The 18,079-nt window shown below is 59.2% G+C and carries 16 protein-coding genes, 2 tRNA genes and 2 pseudogenes; 6 read left to right on the top strand and 14 right to left on the bottom strand.

Annotated elements, in window-relative coordinates:
• Positions 1-75: 75 nt before the first annotated feature.
• Complete coding sequence (fbp, locus tag AB5Y76_RS10170; protein WP_005336993.1) at positions 76-1,110, bottom strand: class 1 fructose-bisphosphatase; 1,035 nt, start codon at positions 1,108-1,110, stop codon at positions 76-78.
• 382 nt (positions 1,111-1,492) lie between these two features.
• Here fbp and AB5Y76_RS10165 point away from each other — a divergent pair.
• Positions 1,493-1,678 (top strand): annotated as a pseudogene (locus AB5Y76_RS10165) (oligopeptide ABC transporter substrate-binding protein OppA); the annotation flags it as partial.
• Positions 1,679-1,828: 150 nt separating this feature from the next.
• A pseudogene (locus AB5Y76_RS10160) lies at positions 1,829-1,966 on the top strand (IS3 family transposase); the annotation flags it as partial.
• A gap of 16 nt (positions 1,967-1,982) precedes the next feature.
• Here the strand turns inward: AB5Y76_RS10160 and AB5Y76_RS10155 are convergent.
• The 4 genes from AB5Y76_RS10155 to AB5Y76_RS10140 all read right to left on the bottom strand — a co-directional run bounded on the left by AB5Y76_RS10155 (position 1,983) and on the right by AB5Y76_RS10140 (position 6,422).
• Positions 1,983-2,843, bottom strand: a complete 861-nt coding sequence (locus AB5Y76_RS10155) for a PA4780 family RIO1-like protein kinase (RefSeq protein WP_263717291.1) — start codon at positions 2,841-2,843, stop codon at positions 1,983-1,985.
• Between the two features lie 195 nt (positions 2,844-3,038).
• Positions 3,039-4,034, bottom strand: coding sequence for a lauroyl-Kdo(2)-lipid IV(A) myristoyltransferase (locus tag AB5Y76_RS10150; RefSeq protein WP_263717292.1), 996 nt, complete (start codon positions 4,032-4,034; stop codon positions 3,039-3,041).
• A gap of 150 nt (positions 4,035-4,184) precedes the next feature.
• Positions 4,185-5,174 (bottom strand): lauroyl-Kdo(2)-lipid IV(A) myristoyltransferase, encoded by a 990-nt coding sequence (gene lpxM, locus AB5Y76_RS10145; RefSeq protein WP_031227861.1) that lies wholly within the window; start codon positions 5,172-5,174, stop codon positions 4,185-4,187.
• A 255-nt stretch (positions 5,175-5,429) separates the two neighbouring features.
• Positions 5,430-6,422, bottom strand: a complete 993-nt coding sequence (locus AB5Y76_RS10140; protein WP_005352390.1) for a TDT family transporter — start codon at positions 6,420-6,422, stop codon at positions 5,430-5,432.
• A 102-nt stretch (positions 6,423-6,524) separates the two neighbouring features.
• Here AB5Y76_RS10140 and AB5Y76_RS10135 point away from each other — a divergent pair, with 102 nt between their 5' ends.
• Positions 6,525-7,430, top strand: a complete 906-nt coding sequence (locus tag AB5Y76_RS10135; protein WP_076491997.1) for a LysR substrate-binding domain-containing protein — start codon at positions 6,525-6,527, stop codon at positions 7,428-7,430.
• A 95-nt stretch (positions 7,431-7,525) separates the two neighbouring features.
• Here the strand turns inward: AB5Y76_RS10135 and nfo are convergent, their stop codons facing one another.
• The 5 genes from nfo to AB5Y76_RS10110 form a co-directional block, all read right to left on the bottom strand.
• Positions 7,526-8,368: a deoxyribonuclease IV gene (gene nfo / locus AB5Y76_RS10130; RefSeq protein WP_005333444.1), complete on the bottom strand. Its 843-nt coding sequence runs from the start codon at positions 8,366-8,368 to the stop codon at positions 7,526-7,528.
• Between the two features lie 318 nt (positions 8,369-8,686).
• The gene (locus AB5Y76_RS10125; RefSeq protein WP_005333445.1) at positions 8,687-9,016 is read right to left on the bottom strand and encodes a YbaB/EbfC family nucleoid-associated protein; all 330 of its coding nucleotides are present in this window, start codon (positions 9,014-9,016) and stop codon (positions 8,687-8,689) included.
• Between the two features lie 114 nt (positions 9,017-9,130).
• Positions 9,131-11,710 carry a DNA polymerase III subunit gamma/tau gene (gene dnaX, locus AB5Y76_RS10120; protein WP_263717293.1) on the bottom strand — a complete coding sequence of 860 codons (2,580 nt, stop codon included), beginning with the start codon at positions 11,708-11,710 and terminating at the stop codon, positions 9,131-9,133.
• Positions 11,711-11,882: 172 nt separating this feature from the next.
• A complete protein-coding gene (gene apt / locus AB5Y76_RS10115; RefSeq protein WP_005352403.1) occupies positions 11,883-12,428 on the bottom strand; it encodes an adenine phosphoribosyltransferase in 546 nt (181 codons plus the stop codon).
• 134 nt (positions 12,429-12,562) lie between these two features.
• Positions 12,563-12,940, bottom strand: coding sequence for a YbaN family protein (locus AB5Y76_RS10110; RefSeq protein ID WP_005352406.1), 378 nt, complete (start codon positions 12,938-12,940; stop codon positions 12,563-12,565).
• Between the two features lie 123 nt (positions 12,941-13,063).
• Here AB5Y76_RS10110 and dusC point away from each other — a divergent pair, with 123 nt between their 5' ends.
• From dusC to AB5Y76_RS10095, 3 genes are all read left to right on the top strand, one after another.
• Entirely contained in the window at positions 13,064-14,008 is a 945-nt protein-coding gene (dusC, locus tag AB5Y76_RS10105) for a tRNA dihydrouridine(16) synthase DusC (RefSeq protein ID WP_263717294.1), read from the top strand.
• Between the two features lie 97 nt (positions 14,009-14,105).
• Positions 14,106-14,474, top strand: coding sequence for a hypothetical protein (locus AB5Y76_RS10100; protein ID WP_005333451.1), 369 nt, complete (start codon positions 14,106-14,108; stop codon positions 14,472-14,474).
• A 160-nt stretch (positions 14,475-14,634) separates the two neighbouring features.
• Positions 14,635-15,354 (top strand): ABC transporter substrate-binding protein, encoded by a 720-nt coding sequence (locus AB5Y76_RS10095; protein WP_081250360.1) that lies wholly within the window; start codon positions 14,635-14,637, stop codon positions 15,352-15,354.
• Positions 15,355-15,470: 116 nt separating this feature from the next.
• Here the strand turns inward: AB5Y76_RS10095 and yjjG are convergent, their stop codons facing one another.
• The 4 genes from yjjG to AB5Y76_RS10075 form a co-directional block, all read right to left on the bottom strand.
• A complete protein-coding gene (yjjG, locus tag AB5Y76_RS10090; protein WP_263717295.1) occupies positions 15,471-16,151 on the bottom strand; it encodes a pyrimidine 5'-nucleotidase in 681 nt (226 codons plus the stop codon).
• A 14-nt stretch (positions 16,152-16,165) separates the two neighbouring features.
• On the bottom strand, positions 16,166-17,665 hold the full coding sequence (locus AB5Y76_RS10085; protein ID WP_263717388.1) for a leucyl aminopeptidase family protein: 1,500 nt from the start codon (positions 17,663-17,665) through the stop codon (positions 16,166-16,168).
• A 171-nt stretch (positions 17,666-17,836) separates the two neighbouring features.
• Positions 17,837-17,913 (bottom strand) — tRNA-Met (locus AB5Y76_RS10080).
• Positions 17,914-18,001: 88 nt separating this feature from the next.
• Positions 18,002-18,078, bottom strand: a tRNA-Met gene (locus AB5Y76_RS10075).
• Position 18,079: the final 1 nt, after the last annotated feature.

Genomic DNA, 18,079 nt, shown 5'->3' with positions numbered 1-18,079 from the left:
AGAGAGATAACGCCAACTAAAACGGGAGCCATATCGGCTCCCGTTTTTTATTCGCTATCAGTCAGCTGCGTACTATCAGCCCTGGTTAGCTGGATCCTCATGGGCGGAGAACTCGCGCATAAAGGCCTCGGCCCGCTCCACCATCTTGGTCGAGCCAACGAAGTAGGGGGTACGCTGGTGCAACGCGGTAGGCTGGATATCCATGATGCGGCCAAAGCCATCGGAGGCCTTGCCACCAGCCTGCTCCACCAGAAACGCCATCGGGTTGCACTCATAGAGCAGGCGCAGCTTGCCGTTCGGCGAGTTGGTGCCGGACGGATAGATGTAGATGCCGCCCTTGAGCAGGTTGCGATGGAAATCAGAGACCAGGGAGCCGATATAACGTGAGGTGTAAGGTCTGTGGGTCGCCTCGTCCCGCTCCTGACAATATTTGAGGTACTTCTTCACCCCGTCCGGGAACTTGATGTAGTTACCCTCGTTGATGGAGTAGATCTTGCCCTCTTCCGGAATGCGGATGTTCTCGTGGGAGAGGCAGAAGCATCCAATGGAGGGGTCATAGGTAAAGCCGTTTACGCCAAAACCGGTGGTGTAGACCAGCATGGTAGAGGAGCCGTAGACCACATAACCGGCGGCGACCTGACGGTTGCCCGGCTGCAGAAAGTCCTCCAGGGTCACCGGCGAACCCTGCGGGCTCAAACGGCGGTAGATGGAGAAGATGGTCCCGACCGAGACGTTGACGTCGATATTGGAGGAGCCATCGAGCGGGTCGATCAGCACCACATACTTGGAGTTTTTGGAGAGCGGTGAGTCAAAGGCGACGAAGTCCTCTTCCTCTTCCGAGGCCATGCCGCACACCTCGCCGCGCGCTTCGAGCGCCGCCTTGAAGCGTTCGTTGGCGTAGACATCCAGCTTCTGCTGTACCTCGCCCTGTACGTTTTCAGCGCCCATGGAACCGATGATATCCGCCAGTCCCGCCTTGTTGATCTCTCGGTTCACCACCTTGGCAGCAAGGCGGATCGAGCTGAGCAACGAGGTCAGCTCGCCGGTCGCGGTAGGATAATCCGCCTGCTTTTTGACGATGAACTCACCCATGGTGATCATGTTTCGCATTTTTGTTCCTTTAGATCGCATCCGTTGGCATTGAAAACGTTTGCAGGCATCGGCAAAAAAAATGCCGATCACCGGCGGCCTTGATTTGTAACCTAATGTAACGTCTGTTTTTTGTTTTTGCAGCGAATTAAGCGGCCTATTAAATAGGCTATTTTGCTTCACGTTATGGTAAAAGGCGCTTTTTATTCGGTTTCAATCGATAACTTTCAGCCCCTTAATTCGTGGCAATAACCTGCGACAAGCCATGAGCTGACTGGCCTTGAGCCATTAAAAATGGAGTCTGATGGGCCTGCCGTTCCCTCGGCCATTGCCTCTTGAGATCCGATCGCCAATCCAGCACACTGATTTCGCTTTGGAAGCAAATAAAACTCAAGGATTATCAATGAACAAGACTCTCATTGCCGGCATGGTAGCCGGACTGTTTGCCCTTCCCGCCTGGGCCGCCCAGGTGCCTGCCGGTACCAAGCTGCTGCCGGATGCCCAACAAATCTACGTGACCAATATCGGCACCGAACCCACCACCATCGACCCCCAGCTGGTAGAAGAGACCGCCGGTAGTGCCATCGTCAAGTCATTGTTGCCCAAATCGATGTAGTTTGAATGGAACCAGCTGAGGACTTGGTAATCTGCTCAACACCTGTAGTGGTCTAATCATCCCGGACACTATTTTATGGGGTTCAGACGTCAAGGGGACTTGGTGGAATCCCATTGATGGGGCATGAACCTACGGGAGGAGAAGCGGGAAATCAGTTATTACCTGATGGATTACAACAACTGGCCGCATCCACATCAACACAATGGCGGGATGCCACCAGCAAAATCCGAGGTTCAACCGAACCAAGTATCCAGATTGAGTGGACCACTAAAAATCTTTAGTAACTGTCTTCCTGTTCCGCCTTCATCCGGGCCTGACGGGCATAGGCCTCCTCTTCGGCGCTCTCGATCTCCTGCAGCACCGAATCGAGATCGATGGCGGCGCGGCTCTCTTCAAAGTGACCGGTCAGCTCGCTCTCGGGGGTGAGTTTGCCATCTTCAAACAGCGCCCACATCTCTTGGGCATAACGGGTCTTGAGCAGCTCGGGGGCATACATGCCGTAGTAGTTGCGCATATTGTTGACGTCCCGCTCCAGCATCGCCTTGGCCTGGTTGTTGGCGGCGGCATCCACCACCTGGGGCAGGTCGATGATGACCGGGCCCTGTTCATCCACCAGCACATTGAACTCGGAGAGATCCCCGTGGATAAGGCCGGCGCAGAGCATGCGCACCACGTAACGGAGCACCTTGGCATGGTCGATGACCGCCTGCTCGGGGGTAAGCGCCACATCGTTGAGGCGCGGCGCGACATTGCCATCCTCATCGGTGATAAGTTCCATCAAGAGGACGCCATCGAGGCAGACATAGGGCTGCGGCACCCGCACACCGGCCGCCGCCAGCTTGAACAGGGCGTCGACCTCGGTGTTCTGCCACACCTCTTCATGCTGCTTGCGGCCGTACTTGGAGCCCTTCTCCATGGCGCGAGCGCTGCGGCTGTTACGCACCTTGCGCCCCTCCTGATAGACCACGGCCTGCTTGAAGCTGCGCTTGGACGCCTCTTTATAGACTTTGGCGCAACGGATCTCGTCGCCGCAGCGCACCACATAGACGTCGGCCTCTTTGCCGCTCATCAACCGGCTGACGACCTCATCGACCAGGCCGTCATCAACCAGAGGTTGGATTCGATTTGGAATTTTCATGGCCGCCCTTTTACCCTATTTCCGCTCTCGAAGATAGCTCCGCGCACGCTCACCTGCCTCTCCCTTTCATAAGACACCCTGTTATCCCCTGTTTGCGCTGTTTTTGTCCACCCGTTCGCCTTAAAAACCACCAGCAGCAGACCAAATACGAAAGGCGCTTGTGCCAACAAAAATGGCCCGCAAGCGGGCCAATTTTCAAGGTTCGGGCGGCAAACCCTGACGAATGCGCTGGATCCCTGCTTCATAGAGGCCGTCATCCCCCTCCTGATGCTCCAGGGTTTCGAATATCTTGAGAAACCACATGTACTGCTCGGGATGGCGCGCCACCTGCATCTCCACCACCCGGTTCATGGCTTTGACGTCTGCCAGCAGATCGGCGGTGGGATAAGGGTCAAACGGCGGCTCGATCTCCAGCAGATAGCGCCCCTCATCCTCGTCATAGCTGGCGAAGATGGGCACGGCCCTGGCACCGGTCAGCTTCACCAGCTTGGGCAAGGCTGGCAGGGTTGCCTTAGGGCGGCCAAAGAAGGGAACAAACACGCTCGCCTCGCGGCCATGATCCTGATCCGGTAGATAGAAGAAACTGGCACCGGCGCGGATCGACTTGATCGCCGGTTTGATCCCGGCGCTGCGCTCATAGACCTTGCCTGCTTTGGCCCGCTCGCGGTTGATGTACCAGTCGAACACCTGATCTTTCGGACTCTTCATCATGGTGCACATCTCGATGCCCATCATGGAGAAGTAGCGGCCAATCATGTCGACCGCCCAGGTATGAGGCACCACCAGGATCACCGGGCGGCCCGCAGCCTGCTCCGCTTGCACATGCTCCCAGCCGGTGACCTTGATGCGGCGGGTCAGCCGCGCCTTGCTGCGCCAGCTGAGCTCGCCAAAGCCCATAAAGGTCTTGAGCCCGACCCGGATCGATTTGAGCAGCAGCGCTTGACGTGCGGCGGCATCCAGCTCGGGAAAGCAGATCTTGAGGTTGGTATCGGCGATATAGGCCTGCTTTTTCGAAAAACGCAGCAGGGTCGGTGAGACCAGATCGGCAAAGCGATCCCTCAGTCTCGCGGGGGTAAATGCCAGCAGGGAAAGCAGGCCCAGCGCACACCAGCTGCCCCACCATTTGGGATGCAGCAGGCGGCTATGAAATGAGGTATCAAATACCGGATCTAACGCAGACATGGCGACCATCAAGTCATCAAAAACAAACGGTTATTGTAGTTATCCTGACATTTTTTTCTACCCTGGGGAGGCTGGCCATCAGCCTGCAAGGCACTGATCAGACTAGTTATCATAAAAAATGGCCCACCTGGGGCCATTTCAATCAATCCAAATTCTGGGTCAACCGTGGGGCGACAATCCCTTGCGGATCCGCTGGATCCCCGCCTCGTAAAGGCCATCCAGCCCCTCCTGATCCTGACGGGTATCGAAGATCTTGAGGAACCACATGTACTGGCCCGGATGGCGCATCAGCTGCTGTTGCACCATGTCGTTCATGCGACAGGTATCGGCCATCACATCCTCGGTGGGATAGTTGTCGAACGGTGCCTCAATCTCCAGCCGGTAGCAGTGGTTCGCTTCGTCATAGCAGGCGAGCAGCGGCACCGCCTTGGCGCCACTGACCTGCACCAGACGGGGCAAGGCAGGCAGGGTCGCTTTGGGATAGCCAAAGAAGGGGGCGAAGATGCTCTTCTCGCGGCCATGATCCTGATCCGGCAGATAGAAGAAGCTGCGACCGCTCTTGATGGTCCTGATCACTGCCTTGATCCCGGCGCTGCGCTCATAGACGCGGCAACCGTTCTTGGCTCGTGCACGGTTGAGGTGCCAATCAAACACCGGATTGCGCGCCCGTTTCATCATGGTGCACATGGGCACCCCGCGCTGGGTGAAGCAGTAACCGGCGGCATCCACCGGCCAGGTATGGGGCACCACCAGGATCACCGGCCGGCCGGCCGCCCGCTCCGCCTCGATATGCTCCCAACCGATCACCTGCATCCGGCTCATCAGATAACGCTGACTGCGCATGGTGAACTCGCCAAATCCCAACAGACTCTTGAGGCCGACCCGGATCGAGGTCAGTGCAATAGCATCCCGCTCTTCCGGGCTCTTGTCCGGGAAGCAGATCTCCAGATTGGTTCTGGCGATATAAATCTGTTTTTTCGAGATACGAAACACCAGCGGAGCCAAGGCTTCGGCCAAACGGTCGCGCAATCGCACCGGCACAAAGGCGAGCAACATCAGCACGCCGAGCGCCAGCCAGCTGAACCAGTAGCGGGGATGCAGAAAACGGGCTTCAAAGGAGGAGTCAAATACGGGATCTTGGGACGACATGTATTGGGGTCGAGCGAAAAAGTGGTGCTGCATTGTAGTCGTCCTGACAGGTAATACCAGTTAAATCCATGGCAAATAGCCCGCCACGGGCGCCACATCAAAAAACCATAAAAAAATGCCCCGCACTGCGGGGCATTTTGCTCGTTACACAACCAGGGTGGAGGCTCTTTGTCCATCCATCGTATGACTGGTCGTTTATCCCGTCGCTCTCGGAGCGCACTGCTTATCCATTTCCCGATGTCACATCATCAAGATTTATCGGTGAGCACCCTGGCGGGCCATGCCGTTATTCATTTCGGTATTACGCTGCGGCAGAAAAAACATCAGGTAACGCAGTGCCACATACCCGACGATGACGGTAGCCACCCCCAGTTCGAAGTGGGCCAGCAGTCTGATCTGCTCGACGTAGTGACTCCCTTGCGCAAACCCTTCAACCAGATGAGCCACTTTGAACAGGGCGGTTGCACCGATCACCAGCGGGAAGGTGAAGGCGGCATAACCCGGCGAGAAGGGCAGACGCAGCAGTTTGATGAAGGCCAGATAGATGATGCCTGTCATCAGGATGGCGATCCCCAACAGCACGGCCACCAGCAGCAGTGACGGCTCCTGGCTGACGGTCAGGTAACCGGCCAGAGAGAGGCTGGCAGGAGCCGCCAGAATGGCGATGGTCGGTTTGGCGGCATCCGGCACTTCATGGCTGAAGATCAGGCGATAGAGCATCAGCGGCAGCATCAGGCCGTAGCAGATGATCCCGAACCAGAGCAAGCCGTTAGCCAGCGGGGCAAACTGACCACCCGGGAAGGCGACGTCAGCCACGATGATCCCCACCGGCGGCACGAACCAGCTCGGCACCATGTGGTGGATTTCAAACTCTTTGGCGCGATGCCAGATAAAAGTGGCCAGGAACAGCAGGTGAACCGCCACGGCAAACAGCCAGAGGGCCTCGCCCGCTTGCGGCGCAATCATACCCAGCGCTTTGGAGACCACCATGGTACCCATGGCATAGGTCGGTACCACACTGCCGACTACGGGGTGAGCGAGATCCTGCAACAGCAGGCGGGGGTGAAGCAGAAACTTGAAGGTCAGGATCACCAGCAGCACGGCCGCAATGGCAGCACCCAGCAGTTGCATCCGGCCATCGAAGTGACCGGCATTTTCCCAACACCAACCAAGGCTGGCGATGCCCAGCGCCAGACCCGCCATGGGGGTTGGGGCGGCAGCCAGTGATTTACGGGTTCTTGCGATCATGATGACACCTTTCTATTGATGACTATGGCGATAGGATAATGCCCGCTTATCGTTTACGATATCTAAATGAATTAAATCAATCATTCAGGAAAACCAAACACGATGAAACTGACCCTGCAGCAGCTGAAAGTGTTCGCCACCATTGCCCGTTATGGAAACCTTGGCCTTGCCGCCAACGAGCTCTGCCTGAGCAAGGGGGCCGTCTCCCAGTCGCTGCAGGAGCTGGAGCGCCAGCTCTCTACCCCGCTGTTTGACCGCATTCACCCCAGATTGCAGCTCAACAACGAGGGGCGCCTGCTGCAACCGGCCGCCGAAGAGCTGCTGACCCGGATGCAGGATATCGAGAACCTGTTCAGCCCCGATGCCGAGCCGAGCGGCCAGCTTCGCCTTGGTGCCAGCCAGACCATCGGCAACTACCTGCTCCCCACCCTGCTCGCCAGCAGCAAACAGGAGCTGGGACTCCCCCCCAAGGTGACCATCAACAACACTCACCTGCTCTGCCATGCGCTGGCCAACTTCGAGCTGGATATGGCACTGATCGAGGGGGAGAACCACCACCCCGACCTGCTCGCCGAACCCTGGCTGCAGGACGAGATGCTGGTGGTGGCCCCACCCGGTCACCCGCTTGCCAACAAGAAGGAGCTCTCCCTCTCCCGACTGGGGGGCGAGACCTGGGTATTGCGTGAAGCGCAATCGGGCAGCCGCGAGCAGTTTATCCAGCAGATCCAGCCCGAGCTGCCCCGCTGGCAACCAGGGCTTGAACTCAACACCCTGGAGGCGGTGATGCTGGCGGTGGAGAAGGGGCTTGGCATCTCCTTTATCTCCCGGCTGGCAGCCTCGGATCGCCTGGCAGATGGGCGGCTGATCGCCCTGCCCCTCTCCCGCCGCTTCCCGCGCCAGCTCTCCCTTATCTGGCACAAGCAGAAGTACCACTCCACCTCCCTGCGCCACTTCATCCACTTCTGCCGAGCTCAGGTGAACAATGCCGAGGTGAGTCGCCCAGAGTAACGCCCGCTCGGAGCGCCGCTGACAGGCCCGCTCGCCAATGACGGAAAAAGCAGAGAGGGAGCCACAGCTCCCTCTCTTTGATTCGCTTCTGAGTATCACTTCGCCAGACTGCGCAACCAGCTGATCTCCTCACCCCAAATAGACTCGTCGATGGTCTCGAGGATCAGCGGAATGCGATCGAAGCGATCATCATTCATGATGTGGTGGAATACTGCCTCCCCCAGATTGCCCTCCCGCAAGCTGTGGTGGCGATCGACCCGGCTACCGAAGGTGCACTTGGCGCCGTTGATATGCATCCCCTTGAGATAGTGAAAACCCACCGTGCGGTCGAACTCGGCAAAGACGGCAGCGCAGCTCTCGGCAGTGCGCAGATCGTAGCCAGCGGCAAAGGCGTGGCAAGTATCGAAACAGATCCCGACCCGGCTCTTGTCCTCCACTCCCTCGATGATGGTGGCGAGGTGCTCGAACGACCAGCCGAGGTTGGTCCCCTGCCCGGCGGTATTCTCGATCACCGCCGTCACCCCTTCACTGCGCTCCAGCGCCCAGTTGATGGACTCGCTCACCAGCTTGAGGCTGGCCGCCTCAGGGATCTGCTTGAGATGGCTACCGGGGTGGAAGTTCAGATAGCAAAGCCCCAGTTGCTCGCAACGCTTCATCTCGTCGAGAAACGCATCGCGGGATTTGGCCAGACCATCGGGATCCGGATGGCCCAGATTGATGAGATAGCTGTCGTGGGGCAGGATCTGCTCCGGCAGAAAACCGGCCTTGTCACAGGCCGCCTTGAAGGCACGGATGGTGGCATCCGACAAGGGGGCCGCCTGCCACTGACGTTGATTCTTGGTAAAGAGGGCAAACGCGTTGGCCCCGATGGCCTGGGCGCGGGCGATGGTATTCTCCACCCCGCCGGCCGCACTGACGTGGGCTCCGATATATTTCATACAATCTCCTCAATACGGCAAGCCGCCATTATGCCGATCCAGCCCGGCCACGCCAAACCGGGATATCCGATAGCGGGTATCGACAAATAGCGCCGCCTTGGCAAAGCGGCTGCGTTTCATGGCGCAATCGGCCTGCTCTGTAGCAACCGCTCCGCAGAAGGGATAGTTAGAGCCCGCCCGCGCCAACATGGCGCCCATAAAAAAACGCAGTGTATCGCCTGAGCAATAACGCTGCGTCTTTGGGTCTCTCGGCCGTCCCCTTTGCCGTGGCCCGAATGGCCAGCGACAAGGGAGCAAGAATGCGCGGGGAGAGTCGTCTTAGAAGGGCATCTTGAAGCCTGGCGGCAGTTGCATGCCACCGGTCAGTTCGCCCATCTTGGCCTTGTTCTGCTCTTCCACACGACGCACGGCATCGTTGCAAGCGGCGGCGACCAGATCTTCCAGCAGCTCCTTGTCATCTTCCATCAGGGAGGGGTCGATCTCGATGCGACGGACGCTGTGGCTGCCGGTCATGGTGACCTTGACCATGCCAGCACCGGCTTCACCGGTCACTTCCATCTGAGCCAGCTGCTCCTGCGCCTTCTGCATACGCTCTTGCATCTGTTGGGCCTGTTTCATCAGGTTCCCCATTCCACCTTTACCAAACATATGTCGTCTCTCGTCTTGAAATCCGGCATCCAGCGCCGGGCTGTGGGCTTGTCTGTCCTAGATGGGGACAGCCAAACTGCTTTTCAACCGGAAGCAAGCTCCCGGCCACGGAATTTAGCGGTTGAGGGGCTCGATGCTCTCGTGATGGAGCACGGCACCAAACCGCTGAACTAAAAACTGCACGTTGGGATCCTGCTCCAGGTCCCGGGTCACCTGCTCCCGCACCCCGAGATAAAGGCGATGTTCGATCTCAAGGGGGGTCTCCTGGTCAGGCACCACACCAAGCGTCACCTCGACCTGCACCGGTTGACCCAGCGCTGGCCCGATGATCTCGGCCAGATCGGCGCGCGCCTTGTCGCTCACCAGATGGCGCTGCTCGGGCTTGAGGGTTAGCAGTACCTTGTCCCCTTCCCGCGTCATCACCGAGTTGATGGCCAACTGGCGCAGCCGCCCTCCCACCTGAGTGTGAGCGATCAACTCGGCCCAAGGGTCGCCGCAACCATTGAGCAGCGAGGAGGGGATAAGGCGAGTCGCCTCTCCCTCTTGCGGCTCGCTGTCGCTCTCGAGCTCATCCCAGTCGATGGTCTCCATCACCGGCTGAACGGGTTCATCCTGCGTTACAGGGGCTGCAGCCACCGCCGTGCTGGCAACGGGCGGCTGGGTCGCAGGGGCTGGCGTCACCGCAGGCGCCGCAGCGCTGCGCTCACCGGGTCGATAGCTCGGCTGTCCGTCGAGATCCCAGGGTGGCAGATCGGTTGGCTGGGCCGGTGCCGTGACGGGAGCGTGGCTCATCACCTGAGTCTGCACGGCAAAGCCCTGATTGAGGTACTCTTCGTAATCGCCGTTATCACCCTGCGGCTCGTAACCATCGCCATAGAGATCCACTGGCGGCAGATCATCGTAGTGCCCCATCGTCGCCATCCCCTGCCCGGCCGGTTGGCCGACCGGAGCTGGCTGTTGGGTGACGGCCGGTGCAGCAGCGGGCGCAACAGGACGAGCTGGCGCAACCGGCACTGCGCGCGGCGCAGGCGCCGCCGGGGCATCCTGACCTCGCTGGCGGCTGCGCAACATGTTTCGCTTGCCAAGCAGGCTTTGCATGCTCGATACCGCTGATACCGGTTCAGCAGCGGCAACAGGCGTTGCTGTCGCTTCGAGCGCGGGCTCGAAGGGGGCGGTCAGCGGCTCGCCACGGGAATAGTCGGTATCGGCTGCGGCAGACGCTCGCTCATCCGCATCTGCTGGCTGTGCGGCTGAGTGCCCAGACACATCAGGCTGCGCATGTGGCAACGCGGGCTCGGGTTGATACCCCATGCCTGCGGCTTCACGCAGCAACTCATCCTGCTGGCTGAACAGCTCGGCGGCTTGCGCCTCCTCCTCGCTGTCAGCGGGGTTGCCGATGTCATCCGTCATCGCAGGCAGGGAGACATCAACCGCGGGCACGGCACTGGTAGCAACAGGGCTGGCTAGCGGTGCAGGCACGGCGCCGCTGATCGGTGCCACTGCGGCCGATTCAGCGGCCGGGCGCTTTCCCGGCAAGGAGGCTACCGGAGTGGCATTGCTCGTAATTGACGGGGGCAGCGCAGTGAGGCTGGCCGGATGCAGGGCATCGCGCCTTGGGGAGAAGGCGAGCATCCGCAGGCAGGTCATCTCCAGCGCGGTGCGGCCATCGGGGGCCCAGGGCAGATCTTTACGGCCACCCAGCACGATCTGGTAGCAGAGCTGCACCTCTTCCGGGCTCATCGCCTTGGCCAGTTGCAGCAGGGCATCGGCATCCGCCCCCTGCTCCTGCACGCTGGCAGGCAGCAGCTGCGCCATGGCGATGCGATGGAGCAAGCCTTCCAGCTCGGCGTGGAGCTGATCAAAATCGGGGCCCAGGGTGGCGATCTCGGTGATCTTGGCCATGGTCGCTGGCGCATCTTGCCGCAAAATGGCTTCCAGCAGCTGGTGCAGATGGCGGTGATCGAGCGTGCCCAACATCGCCAGCACGCTGTCGAGGCGCACGCTGCCATTACCGTGGGCCAGCGCCTGATCGGTCAGGCTCAGGGCATCGCGCATACTGCCATCTGCAGCTTTGGCCAGGGCCAGCAGGGCGCGTGGTTCGAAGGGCTGCCCCTCCTGATCCAGCACCCATTCGAGCTGCTTGGCGATCTGGGTCTGATCCAGACTCTTCAGATGAAACTGCAGGCAGCGCGAGAGAATGGTAATGGGCAGTTTCTGCGGATCCGTGGTGGCCAGCAGAAACTTCACATAGGGAGGCGGCTCTTCCAGGGTTTTCAGCAGCGCGTTGAAGCTGTGGCGCGACAACATGTGCACTTCATCGATGAGGTAGACCTTGAAGCGGCCACGGGCCGGTCGGTACTGCACGTTATCGAGCAGCTCGCGGGTATCTTCCACCTTGGTGCGGGACGCCGCGTCAATCTCCAGCAAGTCGACAAAGTTGCCCTGATCGATCTCGCGGCAGGTATCACAGACACCACACGGGTGGCTGCTGATCCCCTGTTCGCAGTTGAGGCTCTTGGCCAGAATACGGGCGATGGTGGTCTTGCCGACCCCGCGGGTACCGCTCAGCAGATAGGCGTGATGCAGCCGTCCCTGATCCAGGGCGTTAGTCAAGGCGGTCAGCACATGTTGCTGGCCTACCACTTGTTCAAACGTATGGGGGCGCCATTTACGCGCCAGAACCTGATAGCTCATAAATCCATCATGCAGGGAAGACAGGGCATTGAGGCCGGATGCTAACACAAATGGCGGGCTGGCTGTATCGGCTATCGGTGAGAGCGGGAGGGATCGCTTGATTTTCAAACCGATGCCCGCAAGGGCACCGGTTCAATGCAGGCCCGATGCAGAGGATCGGGCCGAAGAGGCATTATTCGCCGGCCAGCTCGACCAGTGAGACCACCTTGATGCCAGCGGCAGTCAGGCGGGCATCGCCGCCCAGAGACGGCAGGGAGATGATGAAAGCCGCATCGGCCACTTCACCACCAGCACGGCGGATCAGCTTGACGGTCGCATCGACGGTACCGCCGGTCGCCAGCAGATCGTCCACGACCAGCACCTTGTCACCGGGCACGATGGCATCGGTGTGCAGTTGCAGGGTGTCGGTGCCGTACTCGAGGGCATAGGACTCCTCGATCACTTCGCGCGGCAACTTGCCCGGCTTGCGGACCGGCACGAAGCCCAGTCCCATGGCATAGGCAACCGGCGCGCCAAAGATGAAGCCGCGAGCCTCGGTGCCAACAATCTTGGTGATCCCTTGATCACGATAATGATTGGCCAGCAGATCGATGGTGGCCTTGAAGGCCTCGGCGTTCTCGATCAGGCTGGTGATGTCACGAAACAGAATGCCCGGCTTCGGATAGTCGGGAATGGTCTTGATGCTTGCTTCGATAAATTTCAGGGTTTCCGGATTCATGTGTTGACCGCTTATTTTTTTGACCCAGGGGTGGCCATTTTTTCTCAATTCCCTTCTGCGGGAAATAAAAAAGCCTGTCACGCAAAAATGACAGGCCGACTCCATAGCATTATTGCTGCAATAGCTTAGGGACTTCACTTCACCATTGCAACTGGCTCCAGCACTGGCAGGCGCATTAACCAGGTGAGCAGGATCACCATTATGACAACCAGCAGCCCCTTTACCCACAGCAGTGGTACCACCGCCAGCGACACCGAAAAGGTGAGCAAAATGAAGATAATGGCTCGTCGTCTGGCCTGACGACGAATACCGCGATATTGCTGCCAATCGACGATGGGCGGGCCGAACCAGGGATGGGTCAGCAACCAGCGATGAAAACGAGGCGACGAGCGGGCAAACAGGGCGGCAGCCAGCAACATGAAGGGGGTAGTCGGCAACAGGGGCAGCACAATGCCCACGATACCGGTGGCAAATGCCAGCCACCCGAGCGCCATCAGACACCAACGCTTCATTCCTTCTCCTTGCGTGATTTATCTCCCTCTAGCCTAACAGAGTTTGAGCGGGTGCTGACAGCCGGCCGCAACCCCACTACAATCTGCGCTCTTTTTTCTTGCCACTCTCGTCGGAAAGCCGTTATGCGCGTTATTTTGGCCCCCATGCAGGGGGTACTGGATCACCTGATGCGGGAGGTTCTCACCTCCGTCAATGATTACGATCTCTGCGTGAGCGAGTTTATCCGGGTCGTCGATCAGCTGCTGCCCGCCAAGGTGTTCTACCGCCTCTGCCCTGAACTGCTGCAAGATGGCAAAACCCGCGCAGGCACCCCGGTGCGGGTACAACTGCTGGGGCAACACCCCGAGTGGCTGGCCGAGAACGCCGTGCGCGCCATCGAGCTGGGCTCCCCCGGCGTCGATCTCAACTTCGGCTGTCCCGCCCCTACAGTCAACAAGAGCAAGGGCGGTGCGGTGCTGCTCAAAGAGCCCGAGACCATCTACCGCATCGTCAAGGCGGTACGTGACGCAGTGCCCGCCCATCTGCCGGTGAGCGCCAAAATTCGCCTCGGTTACGATGACAAGGATCTCTATCTGGAGAACGCTCAGGCGGTCTTCCAGGGGGGAGCCAACGAGCTGGCCGTTCATGCGCGCACCAAGCGCGAAGGGTACAAGGCCCCCGCCCACTGGGAGTATGTGGACGCCATTCGCCGCGCCCTGCCCATCCCCGTCACTGCCAACGGCGAGATTTGGGATCATAAAGATGCCCTCACCTGCGCCAGGGTCTCGGGTTGCGATGCCCTGATGGTCGGGCGCGGCGCCATCTCCCTGCCCAATCTGGCCAACGTGATGAAAACCGGCTGCCCGCACATGAGCTGGGCCGAGGTGCTGCAGTTGATGGTGAGCTATACCGAGCAGGATCTGGCCAGCGAAAAAGCCGACTATTACCCCAGCCGCATCAAACAGTGGTTCAGCTATCTCAAGCGGGAATATCCCGAAGCGGACCTGCTGTTTCAGGAGATCCGGGTGCTCAAAGAGACGGATCCCATCCGCGATGCCCTGCTGCAAGCAGCCAAAAGCCACGGCTAACCACGTTTAACTTGACGCATATCATCTTGATAGAGTTATCGGATCCCTATACTGCCCCGAATCTGTCGTCTGTCCTGTGGGGGATAATGTGTGTGAAATGACGCAAGCACAGTTGACTGTCTGGCGTAATCGCCTGCTGTCAGACTGGGCCCAAGTACGAGAAACGCTGATCGGTCAGCTTAAAGCCTGCCGCCGTGACGAGTGGGCCGAACAGGTCGGTCACTGCGAGCAGGATCAACTGGTGGAACTGACCAGCCGCCTGGATCTGCCGAAAGTAGAGCAGAGCGTGGCCCGCCTCAAGCGGATCGATGCGGCACTCTGCCAGATGGATCTCGGCCTCTATGGCCTCTGCTCCGATTGTGAAGAGCCGCTTTCCATCGAACAGCTGGAACAGGATCCGACCCTGCAACGCTGCCCGCGCTGTGAAACCCGTTATCGCAAGGGATTCCACGCCCACGAACTGTGAGGGATGCACATCTGTGCATCCGCTCAACCCTCAGCACTGGTTACTCCGTCGTTCCTGTCCAATACTCACCGTATCAGCCTGTTCGAGGGTATGCGTTGTGTACAGACTCTTGTTGTTATGGTGTTTGTGTTGCCAGGCTACGGCACAGGAGTCATTGGTCGTGGGCTGGGTCGACTGGCAGCCCTTCAGTTATCGCAATGAACAGCAACAGCTCCGCGGACTGGATGTGGAGCTGCTCAACGCCATCTTCCTGCGGGCCGGTTATCAGGCCAAATTCAGTGAAATGCCCTGGGCTCGCGTGCTGCACGAGCTGAAATTCGGCACGGTTCAGCTGACCATGTCAGCCAATATCACCGCCGAGCGGCAGCAATATGCCCGCTTCAGCCACTCCTATCGGGAAGAGGAGACGGCCATCATCATCCGTCGGCAAGATGCCGAACGCTGGCGCGGGATCACTACCCTCGAGCAGTTGATCAACACCCCCGACTTCCATATCGGGGTGCTCAAGGGCTTTGATTACGGCAATACCTTCCGCCAGTTGATGGCAAGGCCCGAGCTGCAGCCTCGCTTGCAGATGCGCCTGCGGCTGGATCAGCTGCTGAAGATGTTGCAAGGGGGTCGGATCCAGGGGTTTATTCTGGATCCCCACGGACTGCAGGGGTGGCAGGATAAGGATGAAATGCAGGATCAGCTGCATACCCTGCTGCGTATCGAAGTCACGCCGGTTCACCTGATGCTGAGCAAAGAGAGCACCACTGAGGCGCAACTGCAGCGGATCAATCAGGCTATCGATCAATTGAAACAGAGTCCCGACTATCAGCAGATCCTCGATCGCTACCAGTTCAGATCCCTGCATTCACAGGAAAACACCCATAAGTAAGGGGAGCATCTGCTCCCCTTACTGTCTCAAGCAAACCCAATCCTGTCTCAAACAACCCTGGTTGCAACTTGCCAGGACGTTTTGGTCACCGATAACGTGATGGTTAAACCTGGCTATCAGCGTCCCAGCACAATGTCGGCAAGGTGGGCGAAGTGGTGGATTTCGTGGGTGGCATCGCACTCACCCGCTTGCTGCGCCGGGTTGTACCAGCAGGTTGCCAGCCCCTGCGCCGCCGCCCCGGCAATATCGGTTTTCGGATTATCCCCCACCATCAGCACCCGCGCAGGATCCGGCTGCCCCATCAGGGAGAGGGTGTGCTGGAAAATAGCTGGCGCCGGCTTGGTCACCCGAATTTCGTCGGAGATCACCAGCGGCTCGAACCACTCGCTCCAGCCCAGTTTGCCGAGCCGCCCCCGCTGGGGCACGCTGAAACCATTGGTGATGATCCCCATCCGCACCTTGCTGCGCAGCTGCTGCAGGGTCTCGACCACCCCTTCGAGAGGCATGCTAAGGGCAATGATTTGCTCCAGAAAGGTGTTGTTCATCGCCATGGGATCGGCGGAAACCTGCTGGGCAAAGAGGGAGAAGCGGGTCTGCTGCAACGCCGTTGCATCGATCTCGCCGTCGTTGTACTGCTGCCAGAGCCCGTGGTTGAGGGCGTGGTACTGCGCCATGCTGGCGTCATCAGCCTGTACGCCATAGATCTGCAGAGTGTGCGTCAGCGCAGAGGCAACCGGAAAATCGAGCAGGGTTTCATCCAAATCGAACAGCACCCAGTCATAGCTTGGTTGTTTCACAGAAATCCTTGTTATCATTCAGATTGTTCAGAGGCTTGGCGACCAACTCTGCCAAGCGGGCTGGCCAGCAGATCCAGCGTGAGACGCACGCCAAAGCCGGTCACTTCGCTGGAGACCACCCCATTGCCCCCCTTGTTGCGAAAACCGCTCAGGTCGAAGTGCAGCCAGGGGGTCTGCTCGGGCACGAAGTGGGCGAGGAAACGGGCCGCATCGATGTGATCCGGCGAACTGCCCGGCGCACACTGCAACAGATCGGCCCACTCGCTCTCGATATTGTCGTCGTAATCGTCATCAAGCGGGAAGGGCCAGATCCGCTCGCCGCTGCGCTGACCCAGATTGACCAGTGATGCCATCCATTCGCTGCGATTGGTAAAGACGCCGCTGTAACGGCTACCCAGCGCCCGTTTGCAGGCCCCGGTCAGGGTCGCGTAATCGAGCAGCAGATCCGGAGTATCCTGCACCGCCATTGCCAGGGTGTCGGCCAATACCATTCGCCCTTCGGCATCGGTATCGACCACCTCGATGGAGGTGCCATTGATGGCAGTCACCACCTCGCTAGGACGATAGGCGTGAGGGCCGATATGGTTCTCGGCAATGGCCAGCCAGCAGTGTACCTCGTAGGGTAGCTGAGCTCGGCTGATGGCGTAGAGGGCCCCCAGCGCCACCGCGCTGCCCCCCATGTCCAGATGCATGCCATACATGCTGCCGGAGACCTTGAGGTTGTAACCGCCAGAGTCGTGGCAGATCCCCTTGCCCACCAACGCAATGCGGCGCACCGGCTTGGGTGGATAGTAGCTGAGCTTGACCATGGCCCCCTGATTGTCTTCCGAGCCACGAGCAACGGCCAGAAACGCCCCCGCCCCCAGCTCGGCCAGCTGCGCCTGATCATAGTGATGGCACTTCCACCCCTCATCTTGCGCCAGCTTGCTGACAAACTCGCGATAGCTGGCGGCCGTCAGCTCGGAGGCAGGCAACACCGCCAGATGGCGAGCCAGCCCGTTGCCCCCCGCTTCGCTGTAGAGGCGCGCCAAGTCCAGCACCACCGCGGGTGAAACCTTGATCTGCTGATAGCTCCAGCTGATTTCGCTGCGGCGCTTGCTGGTGGGCAACGAAATATTGGCGGCAAGCAGGGCCGACAACATCACTTCGGCCAGCATCACTCGCTCTGAGGGGGAAAAACCTTCCAGATGCAGCCCGAGCCGCTCCACATTGAGCCCAGAAAGAGGAGCAATCCAGCCTCTGATCTGTTTATAGAGGCGGTGATCCCGCGTCACACTGCCGGCCACAAACATCACCTGCAACAGGGTATTGCCGTGCATCAGGGTAAAGGGCGCTTTTTTCCCCAGCGCAAGCTGGGTCTGGAGACCCGCAAGGGCGGGGAGCGAAAGCAAGGACTCCTTCTGCTCTTCGGCGATCAGCAGCAGTTGCAACGGCAGCCCTTGGGCAAGGGCTTCGGCCAGCGTGGCATCCCAGCTTTCAATAGCAGGAGGAAGATAGGTGAAGGGAGTGATCACAGGCGCGTGCCTCATCCATGAAGAGATACCTGATGATACCCAACAAATGGTTGATACGACCAGTTTTGGTCTTGAAAAAGCGTCAGAAATAGCAGCAATCACCAGATGGTGACGAGCATCAAGAAGGATTGTTCAATGATTGGCAATGCAGGACGGGAACGTACAGAAAGTTGGTTGCGGGGGCCGGATTTGAACCGACGACCTTCGGGTTATGAGCCCGACGAGCTACCGAGCTGCTCCACCCCGCGTCCGAATTGTCACCCTCAAGCCGAGCAGTAGCTTGGTGGCGTTTGTCTGCTTTCGACTGTTTACACAATCACAAGCTGACGAAAGAGTTGGTTGCGGGGGCCGGATTTGAACCGACGACCTTCGGGTTATGAGCCCGACGAGCTACCGAGCTGCTCCACCCCGCGT

It is taken from the genome of Aeromonas sp. R1-2, from assembly GCF_040908505.1.
GTDB classification, from domain to species: Bacteria; Pseudomonadota; Gammaproteobacteria; order Enterobacterales; family Aeromonadaceae; genus Aeromonas; species Aeromonas veronii.
This window is presented reverse-complemented; position numbering and strand designations above follow the sequence as displayed.